At 71.5% G+C, this 10787-nt stretch carries 11 protein-coding genes and 1 pseudogene; 6 read left to right on the top strand and 6 right to left on the bottom strand.

Annotation, left to right across the window (positions count from 1 at the left end; all coding sequences use genetic code 11):
- The 6 genes and pseudogenes from ABZV00_RS37285 to ABZV00_RS37260 form a co-directional block, all read left to right on the top strand.
- Positions 1 to 231 (top strand): annotated as a pseudogene (locus tag ABZV00_RS37285) (dTDP-glucose 4,6-dehydratase); the annotation flags it as partial.
- Positions 228 to 1115, top strand: coding sequence for a dTDP-4-dehydrorhamnose reductase (gene rfbD / locus ABZV00_RS37280; protein WP_355615201.1), 888 nt, complete (start codon positions 228 to 230; stop codon positions 1113 to 1115). The pseudogene ABZV00_RS37285 and the gene rfbD, both read left to right, overlap by 4 nt.
- Positions 1112 to 1483: a DUF2304 domain-containing protein gene (locus ABZV00_RS37275; RefSeq protein ID WP_328416881.1), complete on the top strand. Its 372-nt coding sequence runs from the start codon at positions 1112 to 1114 to the stop codon at positions 1481 to 1483. The genes rfbD and ABZV00_RS37275 overlap by 4 nt, the downstream gene beginning before the upstream one ends.
- The gene (locus tag ABZV00_RS37270; protein WP_328416883.1) at positions 1476 to 2177 is read left to right on the top strand and encodes a glycosyltransferase family 2 protein; all 702 of its coding nucleotides are present in this window, start codon (positions 1476 to 1478) and stop codon (positions 2175 to 2177) included. The genes ABZV00_RS37275 and ABZV00_RS37270 overlap by 8 nt, the downstream gene beginning before the upstream one ends.
- Positions 2174 to 3484 (top strand): polysaccharide biosynthesis protein, encoded by a 1311-nt coding sequence (locus tag ABZV00_RS37265; protein ID WP_355615199.1) that lies wholly within the window; start codon positions 2174 to 2176, stop codon positions 3482 to 3484. Before ABZV00_RS37270 ends, ABZV00_RS37265 begins: the two co-directional genes overlap by 4 nt.
- Positions 3481 to 4509 (top strand): glycosyltransferase family 2 protein, encoded by a 1029-nt coding sequence (locus tag ABZV00_RS37260; RefSeq protein WP_355615196.1) that lies wholly within the window; start codon positions 3481 to 3483, stop codon positions 4507 to 4509. Before ABZV00_RS37265 ends, ABZV00_RS37260 begins: the two co-directional genes overlap by 4 nt.
- 94 nt (positions 4510 to 4603) lie before the next feature.
- Here ABZV00_RS37260 and prcA read toward each other — a convergent pair whose 3' ends face one another.
- The 6 genes from prcA to ABZV00_RS37230 all read right to left on the bottom strand — a co-directional run bounded on the left by prcA (position 4604) and on the right by ABZV00_RS37230 (position 10586).
- The gene (prcA, locus tag ABZV00_RS37255) at positions 4604 to 5425 is read right to left on the bottom strand and encodes a proteasome subunit alpha (RefSeq protein WP_355615193.1); all 822 of its coding nucleotides are present in this window, start codon (positions 5423 to 5425) and stop codon (positions 4604 to 4606) included.
- 61 nt (positions 5426 to 5486) lie between these two features.
- Positions 5487 to 6326 carry a proteasome subunit beta gene (gene prcB, locus ABZV00_RS37250; protein ID WP_355615190.1) on the bottom strand — a complete coding sequence of 280 codons (840 nt, stop codon included), beginning with the start codon at positions 6324 to 6326 and terminating at the stop codon, positions 5487 to 5489.
- Entirely contained in the window at positions 6245 to 6544 is a 300-nt protein-coding gene (locus tag ABZV00_RS37245; protein ID WP_355615187.1) for an endonuclease VII domain-containing protein, read from the bottom strand. Before ABZV00_RS37245 ends, prcB begins: the two co-directional genes overlap by 82 nt.
- A 78-nt stretch (positions 6545 to 6622) precedes the next feature.
- Positions 6623 to 6838, bottom strand: coding sequence for a ubiquitin-like protein Pup (locus ABZV00_RS37240; RefSeq protein WP_030332902.1), 216 nt, complete (start codon positions 6836 to 6838; stop codon positions 6623 to 6625).
- Positions 6839 to 6942: 104 nt separating this feature from the next.
- A complete protein-coding gene (gene dop / locus ABZV00_RS37235; protein WP_355615184.1) occupies positions 6943 to 8460 on the bottom strand; it encodes a depupylase/deamidase Dop in 1518 nt (505 codons plus the stop codon).
- Between the two features lie 110 nt (positions 8461 to 8570).
- Positions 8571 to 10586: a hypothetical protein gene (locus tag ABZV00_RS37230; RefSeq protein WP_355615181.1), complete on the bottom strand. Its 2016-nt coding sequence runs from the start codon at positions 10584 to 10586 to the stop codon at positions 8571 to 8573.
- Between the last annotated feature and the right edge of the window lie 201 nt (positions 10587 to 10787).

Here is a 10787-nt window from a genome sequence, read left to right as displayed (position 1 = left end):
GAACTCACCGGCCTCCTCCTGCAAGCCTGCGACGCCGACTGGGACCGCGTCATCCCCGTCGCCGACCGCAAGGGCCACGACCGCCGCTACTCCCTGGACATCACCAAAATCCACGACGAACTCGGCTACAGCCCCAGCATCGACCTCGACCATGGCCTCGCCGACACCGTCCGCTGGTACCAGGAAAACCGCGCCTGGTGGGAACCCCTCAAGACCACCCCCACCGCATGACCCGACTACTCCTCACCGGCGCCGGCGGAATGCTCGGCCGGGACCTGGTCGCCGTGCTGGCGACCCGGCCCGACCTCAAGGTGACCGCCGCCACCCGGGCCGACCTGGACGTCACCGATCCCACCGCGGTCAGCGCCGCGGTGGCCGGGCACGACGTCGTGATCAACGCGGCGGCGTGGACCAACGTCGACGGCGCCGAGGCCGACGAGGCAGCGGCCACCGCCGTCAACGGTCAGGGCGTGGCGAACCTCGCGGCGGCGTGCGCGACCGACGGAGCCCGCCTGATCCAGGTCTCCACCGACTACGTCCTCGCCGGCGACGCGCACACCCCCTACCCGGAGGACGCGCCCACCGCGCCGGTCAACGCGTACGGCCGCGGCAAGCTGGTCGGCGAGCAGGCCGTCGCCCGGCTGCTGCCCGACACCGGGTACGTGGTCCGCACCGCCTGGCTGTACGGCGCGCACGGGCCGAACTTCGTGGCCACCATGCTCCGGCTCGCCGCGCAGCGGGAGCACCTCGACGTGGTCGACGACCAGCACGGCCAGCCCACCTGGTCGTACGCCCTCGCCGAGCGGCTGGTGGCGCTCGGCGACGCGGCACTGGCCGGCCGCGCGGCCCCCGGCGTGTACCACGGCACCTGCGCCGGCCAGACGACCTGGTACGGATTGGCCCGGGCTGCGTTCGCGCTGGCCGGGCTGGATCCGGACCGGATCCGACCCACCACCAGCGACCGGTATCCGCGTCCCGCCCCCCGCCCGGCGTACAGTGTGCTAGGGCACAGCCGCTGGGCGGCCGCGGGTCTCCCGCCGCTTCCGGATTGGCACACCAGCCTGGTTGACGCGTTCGACTCCCCCGCTCCACCCGCCCCGTGGAAGGTCGCATGAAGCTCACCCTCGTCACCGGCCTGACCGGCCTACTGCTGCTCGGCACCATCGTCGAGTTGCTGCGCCGTCGTCAGCTGCGCGAGAAGTACGGCATGCTCTGGCTCGCCGTGCTGATCATCGTGATCCCGCTGTCCCTGTTCCCCCGGCTGCTCGACAACGTCGCCGAACTTCTCGGTGTCGCCTCCGGTGTCAGCCTGGTGCTTTTCCTCGGCATCGTCTTCCTGCTGCTGGTGTGCGTGCACCTGAGCTGGGAGGTCAGCGCCCTGGAAGAGGAAACCCGCACCCTGGCCGAAGACTTCGCCCTGCTCCGCGCGCAGATCGACGCGGACCGGGCGGCCCGAGACGAACTGGTGTCCAGCGATGGTTAACGGCAAGCGCACCTTGATCATCATCCCGGCACTCAACGAATCGGGCTCCATCGCCGACGTGGTCGGCGAGGTTCGTGGCGAGCTGCCCGGTGTCGACGTGCTCGTCGTCGACGACGGCTCCACCGACCGCACCGCGGCCGTCGCCGCCGCCGCCGGCGCCCGGGTCGCCACGCTGCCGTACAACCTCGGCGTCGGCGGTGCCATGCGCCTCGGCTACCGCTACGCCCGGGACAACGACTACGACGTCGCCATCCAGATCGACGCCGACGGCCAGCACGACCCCCGGTACGTGCCGAAGCTCGTCGACCTGCTCGAGGACAGCGACCTCGTCATCGGCGCCCGGTTCGCCGGCGAGGGCGACTACAACGTCCGCGGCCCCCGCCGCTGGGCGATGGTGATGCTCTCCGCCGTGCTGTCCCGGGTCGCCCACACCAAGCTCACCGACACCACCTCGGGCTTCCGGGCCGCCAACCGGCGGGTCATCGAGATGTTCGCCAGCTGGTACCCGGCCGAATACCTCGGCGACACGGTGGAGACCCTGGTGCACACCGCCCGGCGCGGCTTCCGCATCCGGCAGGTGCCGGTCGCCATGCGCAAGCGGATGGCCGGCACACCCAGCCACTCCCCCGCCAAGGCAATGATCTATCTCGGTCGCGCGTTCGCCGTACTCACGCTGGCGCTCATCCGCCGGTGATCCGTCGCCTGCTGGGCCTGATCCCGCCCGGCACCATCGCTGTTGGTGCCGGGCTGGGTCTCCTCGGCCTCGCCTCCTACGTCCACCTCGCGGTCGCCGGCCACAGCCTCACCGAGGCCGACTACTCCTCCCTGTCGGTGCTCTGGTCGATCGTCTTCACCCTCGGCATCGGCGTGTTCATGCCCGTCGAGCAGGAGGTCGCCCGGGTCGTCGCCGCCCGCCACAGCCAGGGGCTACCCCCGGGCCCGGTGCTGACCCGCGGCGTCGCGGTGGCCGCCGTGGTGCTCGCCGTGCTGGTGCTGGCCGTCACCGCCGGCCGTCAGCCGCTCGCCGACCGGCTCTTCGCCGGCGACGGCACCATGGTCACCGTGCTGGTCGGCGCGCTCGTCGCGATGGCCATCGCCTACTCCACCCGCGGCGTCCTCTCCGGCCTGCAACTCTTCCCCTGGTACGGCACCCAACTCGGCATCGACGGCGGGCTGCGCATCATCCTGGTCGCCCTGCTCGGGCTCGCCGGGGTGACCTCCCCGGTCTGGTACGGCCTGGTGCTGGTCGCCGCCCCGCTGGTCAGCGTCCTGCTCACCCTGCCGCCGGTGCTCCGCACCATTGGCGGCGGCGTACCGGTGGCCTGGGCCACCCTGCTGCGTGGCCTCGGCCTGCTCACCGTCTCCAGCCTGCTCTCCCAGGTCGTGGTGAACATCGGCGTGATCAACCTGCAGTTGCTCGCCCCTTCCAACACCGCTGCCGCCGGCGCCCTGCTCTCCGCCCTCGTGCTGGTCCGTATCCCGCTGTTCGTCTTCGGGTCGATGCAGGCGTCACTGCTGCCCGGCCTGGCCACCACCGCCACCACCGGCGACCGGGCCGGCTTCCACAGCCTGCTGCGCCGCGCGCTCGGCATCGTCACCGCGCTCGGCCTCACCGGAACGATCGGCGCCGTGCTGGTCGGCCCCTGGCTGGTACGCACTCTCTTCGACGCGCCCGACGTCCTCGGCCACGGCGACTTCGCCTGGCTAGGCGTCGCCACCCTCGCCTACCTGTGGGCCATGGTGCTCGGCCAGGCACTGCTCGCCCTCGACCGGCACCGGGCCCAGGCGCTCGCCTGGACCGCCGGCGTCGCCGCTCTGGTGGCCGTGACACTCGTCCCGGCCCCGGTGACCCTGCGGGTCGAATTGGCCTACGCCATCGGCTCCGTCGTCGTGGCCGCCACCATGGCGGTGCTGCTGCGAGACGGCACCCACCGCGCCCCCACCCCCACCCGGCCCCTCGACGACGCCGTGGCCCCTGCCGTTTCCGGAGGCATCCGATGACCCGCCCACAGGTGACCGCGGTGATGCTCGCCTACGGCGCCGAGCCGTACCTGGTCGACGCCGCTCGGGCAGTCCTGTCCAGCACCGACGTCGAGATCGAGCTGATTGTCGTCGACAACGGCTGCACCGGCGACGGCATCGACATCGTCAAGGGCTTCCCCCAGGTCCGCGTGGTCCGGCCCGAACAGAACACCGGCTACTCCGGCGGCTGCCGGGTCGGTGCCGCCGAGGCCACCGGCGACTGGCTCGCCTTCGTCAACTCCGACGCCATCGTCGCCCCGGACGCCCTCGCCAAGACCGTCGCCGTGGCCGCCGACCCCGGCGTCGGCGCCGCGATGGCCTCGATCCGGCTCGCCGACACCCCCGAGCTGATCAACACCTCCGGTAACCCGCTGCACTTCACCGGGCTGTCCTGGGCCGGTGGCAACGGCGAACCCGCCACCGCCCACGCCAGCCGCACCACCGTCCCCTCGCTCAGCGGCTGCTGCTTCGTGATCAGCCGACAGCGTTGGCAGGACCTCGACGGCTTCGCCGCCGAGTACTTCGCCTACCACGAGGACACCGAGCTCAGCCTGCGGCTCTGGCAGCGCGGCCTGCGCCTGGAGTACGTTCCGGACGCCGTCGTCCGGCATCACTACGAGTTCTCCCGCAACGACCTGAAGCTCTACCTGGTGGAGCGCAACCGACTGGTCACCCTGCTCACCGCGTACCAGACCCGGACGCTGGTGGTGCTCGCCCCGATGCTGCTGCTCACCGAGGCCGCCATGCTCGCCGCCGCGCTCGCTGGCGGCTGGACCAAGCAGAAGACCCGCGGCTGGGGCTGGCTGTGGCGCAACCGGTCCTGGGTCGGCGCCCGCCGCCGTCAGCTCCAGAGCGAGCGCACCGTGCCCGACGGGGTGATCGCCGAGCTGATGACCGCCCGGGTGGCACCGTCGAACGTCGACTCACCCCCCGGGATGGGCGTTTTCAACGCGGTCGCCGCCGGCTACTGGGCCCTGGCCCGGCCGCTGCTCCAGCGCCGCTGACACACCCGCCGGCAGACACCAGCGCCGCAGACACACTCCCGCAGACACGAGCGCCGGGGACCGCCTTTGCGGTCCCCGGCGCTTTGTCACACGATCAGCGATCGGCCTGACCCGGCCGATCCTCCAGGTCGGCGGAGCCCGCGGAACTGGTCGGCTTACCGGACTCCCCGGTCGGCACGCTCGGCGTGTCCGGCAGGTCGCCGGTCGACGGCGCCGTCTCCCCGTCCAGCAGTGCGGTCAGCGCGGCCCCGGTGATCCGTCGGAACGTCCGCCCGACCCGCTGGCGGTCCAGCACGGCCACCTCGAGCTGGTTCGCGGCGATCGTCCGGGCGGCACCGCCCTCCCCGCCGACGCTGCTCAGCGCCTGCACCGCGACCTTCACCGCCTCCCCGAGCGACATGTCCGCCCGGTGGTTCGACTTCAGCACCCCGGTGATCGCCTCGGCCTGGCCGCCCATCGCCATCCGCCCCGGCTCATCGTTGACCGAGCCGTCGTAGGTGAGCCGGTACAGCTCGTCGTCGGCGGCCGTGGCCCCGACCTCCGCCACACAGATCTCCACCTCGAACGGCTTCGACTGCTCGGTGAAGATCGCGCCCAGGGTCTGCGCGAACGCGTTGGCCAACGCCCGGCCGGTGACGTCCCGACGGTCGTAGCTGAGCCCGTTCAGGTCGGCCATCCGCACGCCGGCCCGCCGGAGGTTCTCGAACTCGTTGTACCGGCCCACGGCGGCGAAGCCGATCCGGTCGTAGATCTCGCTGACCTTGTGCAGGGCGCTGGAGAGGTTCTCCGCGACGAAGAGCACCCCGCCGGAGTAGCTCAGGACCACCGCGCTGCGCCCCCGGGCGATGCCCTTGCGGGCCAGCTCGGAGCGGTCGCGCATGATCTGTTCGGGCGAGGCGTAGAACTGCATGGCCACGGCGGCGGTTCTCCTTACGGCGCGGTGCTGACGACTGCTGACTGGTGGGGGTGGACGGGGCTCAACCGCCCGGGTTCTCCATCCGGCCGGCGACCACGCCCTCGGCGATCGTCGCCGTCTCGGCGTCGGTGAGCCGGTGGGTGCCCTCGGCGGTCGCGGTCATCACCACCGGGTAGATCCGCCGGGTCAGGTCCGGCCCGCCGGTCGCGGTGTCGTCGTCGGCGGCATCGTAGAGCGCCTCGACCGCGAGCCGGGTCGCGTCCGCGGCGGTGATGCCGGCCCGGAAGCGCTTCTTCAGCGCGGACTTGGCGAAGAGCGAGCCGGAGCCGATGGCGTCGTAGCCGGTCTCCTCGTACGGGCCGCCGGTCACGTCGAAGCTGAAGATCCGGCCGGCCTTCGCCGGGTCCGCGGCGGCCAGGTCGAAGCCGGCGAAGAGCGGCACCACCGCCAGCCCCTGCATGGCCGCGCCCAGGTTGCCCCGGATCATCGAGGCCAGCCGGTTGGCCTTGCCGTCCAGCGAGAGCATCGCGCCCTCGATCTTCTCGTAGTGCTCCAGCTCCACCTGGAACAGTCGCATCAGCTCGATCCCGATGCCCGCTGTGCCCGCGATGCCAACCAGCGAGTACGCGTCGGCCGGATGCACCTTCTCGATGTCGCGCTGGGCGATCAGGTTGCCCATGGTGGCCCGTCGGTCGCCGGCCATCACCACGCCGTCGGCGGCCGCGATGGCGACGATGGTCGTCGCGTGCGGCGCCAGGTCGGCGGCCATGCCCGGCGGCAGCGGCCGCCGACCGGGCAGCATCTCGGGGGCCACCCGGCTCAAGAACGTGGTGAAGGAGGACGTCCCCGCGTTGGTGAACACATCTGGTAGACGCCCGGATGGATCAAAGCCCGCTGCCACGTGGTTCCTCTCAGGTACGTGATCGCCCTGGCCAGCCTCATGGGACTGTCACGGAACTGGCCAAGACCACCGTTGCAGTTGAAGCAGAGTATCCCGCGCACCCATCCGGTGCGATGGCCGTGGTCCAGATGTTGCGGGTCCGCGCCGCCACAGATCGCGCAGACCCCGCCCTGCTCGGCCAGGAGCTCCTGAAACTCCTTCTCCCCGATGCCAGCCACTCGCCGCAGTCCCGGCAGCGGCGGTGGCCGTCCTGATCATCGGATGGACAAGGCATGCCCGGTTTGCCCGGCTATGCCCTACTGCCCGCCTTTTTGTACGTAGCCCCTCACGAATTCTTCTGCGTTTTCCTCCAGGACGGAGTCGATCTCGTCGAGCAGGTCGTCGACGTCCTCGGTGATCTCGGCGTGCCGCTCGGCCACCTCGGGGTTGGCCTCGGTGGTGACGTCCTCGATCTCCTCGCCCTGGCGGGACTTGCCGGACTGCGACTGGCCGCCGCTGTCATGAGTGGCCATTGCTGCCTCCTCCACGATCGTCTGCGATGAACTTACCTCGCGCAGGCGACGAAAAGCCCGCCGCGCGCCGGCTTGCGGCACCCGACGGGCATCCGGACCCGCGCTCAGCCCCCGGTCAACGTCTCCAGCAGGTCCTTGGCGCTGGCACAGCGGTCGAACAGCGCTCCGACGTGCGCACGGGTGCCCCGCTCGGGCTCCATCATCGGCACCCGGACCAGCGACTCCCGGCCCACGTCGAAGATCACCGAATCCCAGCTTGCGGCGACCACCTCGGAGGCGTACTGCGCCAGGCAGCGGCCACGGAAGTACGCCCGGGTGTCCTCCGGCGGCTCGGTCATCGCGCTGCGCGTCTCGTCGTCGGTGAGCAGTGTCTTCATCGCTCCCCGGGTGACCAGCCGGTTGTAGAGGCCCTTCTCCGGCCGGACGTCGGAGTACTGCAGGTCGACCAGCTGAAGCTTGTGCGAGCCCCAGCCGAGCTTCTCCCGCTCCCGGTAGCCCTCGAGCAGCCGCAGCTTGGCCACCCAGTCCAGCTCGTCGGCGCAGAGCATCGGATCACGGCCGAGCCGGTCCAGCACGCTCTCCCAGCGGTCCAGCACGTCGACGGTCTGCTCGTCGGCGTCGGTGCCGTACCGGTCGTCGACAAAGGACCGGACCCGCTCCAGGTACGCCCACTGCAAATCCAGTGCCGTGAGCCGGCGGCCGTCGCGCAGCCGCATCCGGTGCGACAGGGTGGGGTCGTGGCTGACCGCGCGCAGCTCGCTGACCGGGTCGGCGATGCCGAGATCGCCGCCGAGCGCCTTCTCTTCGATCATGGTGAGGATCAGCGCGGTGGTGCCGACCTTGAGGTAGGTGGAGATCTCCGAGAGGTTGGCGTCGCCGATGATGACGTGCAGCCGGCGGTACTTGTCGGCGTCGGCGTGCGGCTCATCGCGGGTGTTGATGATCGGTCGCTTGAGGGTGGTCTCCAGACCGACCTCGACCTCGAAGAAGTCGGCGCGCTGGGAGATCTGGAAGCCGCTCTGCCCGCCGTCCTGCCCGATGCCGACGCGGCCGGCGCCGCAGACGATCTGCCGGGTCACGAAGAACGGCGTCAGGTACGCCACGATGTCGGCGAACGGGGTCTGCCGGCGCATCAGGTAGTTCTCGTGGGCGCCGTAGCTGGCGCCCTTGTTGTCGGTGTTGTTCTTGTAGAGGTGGATCGGCTGGCTGCCGGGGATGGTGGCCGCCCGGCGGGACGCCTCGGCCATCACCCGCTCGCCGGCCTTGTCCCAGCGCACCACGTCCCGGGGGGTGGTGACCTCGGGTGTGGAGTATTCGGGGTGGGCGTGGTCGACGTAGAGCCGCGCCCCGTTGGTGAGTATCACGTTGGCCAGGCCGAGGTCCTCGTCGGCCAACGCCTCGGCCGGGTCGTACGCGGCCCCGGAGTAGGTGAAGCCGCGGGCGTCGCGCAGCGGCGACTCCTCCTCGTAGTCCCAGCGGGCCCGTCCGCCCCGGTTGAGTTCGGGGCGGGCCCCGTAGGCATTGACCACCTGCGACGAGGTGACCATCGGGTTGGCTCCGGCCTGGCCGGGCACGGAGATGCCGTACTCGACCTCGGTGCCCATGATCCGACGTACCGTCATGCGACCACTCGCTTCGCTCGCCCACGGAGCCGGCGTGCCCGCCGCTCACACCAACGAGACTAGTCTGCGTGGTGGCCGACCGCGCGGCCCTGCCGCACGGCGCGGCGCGGCTACCGCGGCCTGGCGGGCTTGAGCGGCACCAGCGTCAGACCCTCCCGAAGGGAGGGGTCGACCTTGAGTGCCCCATCGATGGCCAGCTGGGCCGCCGGGTCGGCCACGATGAGCCGCAGCGGGCGGGGAACGCGACGCAGGATCTCCGCGGTCCGGGCGGGCTCTTCGTAGATCGTGAAGTAGATGCCGGGCTCGGTCTGACCGCTGGTGCCCTGCATCGCGGACAGGAAGATCGACTCCCGGTATCCATGCGGGCCCTGCTTGTCCACCACCAGGGTGACGGTGCCGGGGATCGCCGGGTAGGCCCGGTAGGCGGCGGCGGTGACCGACGCGGGGCGGGTGATGGCCCGCACGTCGCGTCCAGCCCAGTCCTTCGCCCAGGTGCCGTTGCTGCCGGTGCGGTGGAAGAAGCCGCCGGTCCAGCCGATCAGGCCGGTGCCGGCGAGCAGCGCGATCGTCACCAGAGCGGCGGTGGCGACGGAGGGCAGTGCGCCGGCGATCGGGCGGCGTCGCGGCTCGGAATCGGTGCTCTCCGCGGGTACGGGCAGCAGTCGGGCGAGCACGGCGGTGCCGACGATGAGCACGACGATGACCAGGTGCGCGGTCTTGCCGAAGTAGTACGCGGGTTGGGTGCCGTTGGCGAGGTTCACGGCGGCCATGGCGGCGGAGAAGAGCAGGCCGACGGCCAGCACGACGAGGTAGCGCCGCCAGGTGGATTCGCCGCGGTTGGTCTGGACGAAGATGCCGGCGACGACGAGCGCACCGAGGCCGAGCATGGCGTTGTAAGTCTCGACCGGCGGTGTGCCGCCGGGGGCGGCGAGCGCCTCGCTCTGGCCGGCGACGAGCACGCCGAGCAGCGCGGTCAGCGGGGCCAGGGCGGCGGTGAACACCGCGATGATGGCGACGGTGCCGGGGCGGGTGCGCAGCCGGCGCCGGTCGGCGACCAGCCAGCAGAGCACCATGGCACCGATCGGGAACAGGAAGAGGTAGTAGCTGAAGCCGATGCCGATCAGCAGCGCCCCGACCAGGATGAGTTGCTCGCGGAGCCGGTGGAGGGGGCGGACGACCAGGGCGATCAGGATCGCCGAGAGGCTGAGCCCGAACGTCTCGCTGGGGTAGCCGGCGACCAGCAGCCGGGGCAGTTCGGTGCCGAGAACCAGCGCGGTGACGGCGATGATGAGGACCAGTCGGCGCAGCGGGTGCAGGAGGCCGGCGACGTGCTGAGCGGCCCAGATCAGCGCGATGAGCAGCATCCCGAAGGTGGCGAGACACCAGAGCACGTAGTGGTCCATCAGCGCCGGCCCGGTGGGTGCGTCGCCGGAGCTGCGCAGGAAGCCGTCGAGCAGCGCGGTGGTGAAGTGCCAGCCCTGCGGGTAGTGGACCAGGCCGGAGAAGATCTGCTCGCGGGCGGTGTCGGGGTCGAGGAAGAGGTAGCCGCCGAGGCGGCCGATCACGTCGAACAGAGCCGGGTGGCGTCCGTTGTCCTCGCCGACCATGGCGAGGTTGAGCCGCTGGCCGAAGCTGGTGGCGCGCAGGTAGGGAGTGGCGAGGTAGCCGGCGGCGAGGGCGGCGGCGGCCAGCGAGGCCAGGTCGGACCAGCCAGGGCGGGGCAGCCGGGGTGCCCGCCGGGACAGCGCGGCGGCCAGGGTCAGGACGGTGAGCGCCAACCCGGAGACCGGCACCGGGTGCAGGCCCCAGGGCCAGACGCTGAAGAGCAGGCCGGCGGCGCAGGTGAGGCCGGCCAGCAGGGCGAGGGCGAGCACCACCCGGTCGAGCAGGGTACGCCCGGAGCGCAGCAGGCTGGCCGTGCCGAACAGGACCAGCGGGGGCAACAGCCAGGCGGCGTGTACGGCGTTCGCGGCGAGCGGCACCAGCCAGCAGGCGACGAGCACGGCCAGCAGCGGGCCGATTCCGGGGCGCCGGGCGGCCGGCGGCGTGGGGGGTTTTTCTAGCGGATCCGGCTTGTCCGTGCCACCCGGCACTGCTGGCATTTCCTTGGTGGCGTCGGCACGCACGGGAGTCCTCGTTCGATCGGTCGGAGAAGTCGCCGCAGTCTAGCTGGAACGGGCGGATCCGTTGGCCCACCGGTACCGCGTCGCGTCGGGGTGGGCGCCGGACGCACGCAGCGGCGGCACCGGACAGGTCCGGTGCCGCCCAGCGCCGCCATCGGTGTTCACGAAGGGTGACGAGATGGCCTGGCGGCAACCCGACCAAGA

The organism is Micromonospora sp. NPDC005173 (assembly GCF_040608515.1).
In the GTDB taxonomy this organism is placed as follows: Bacteria; Actinomycetota; Actinomycetes; order Mycobacteriales; family Micromonosporaceae; genus Micromonospora.
Note: the sequence above shows the minus strand (reverse complement) of the source record. Positions and strands in the feature narration are given on the sequence as shown.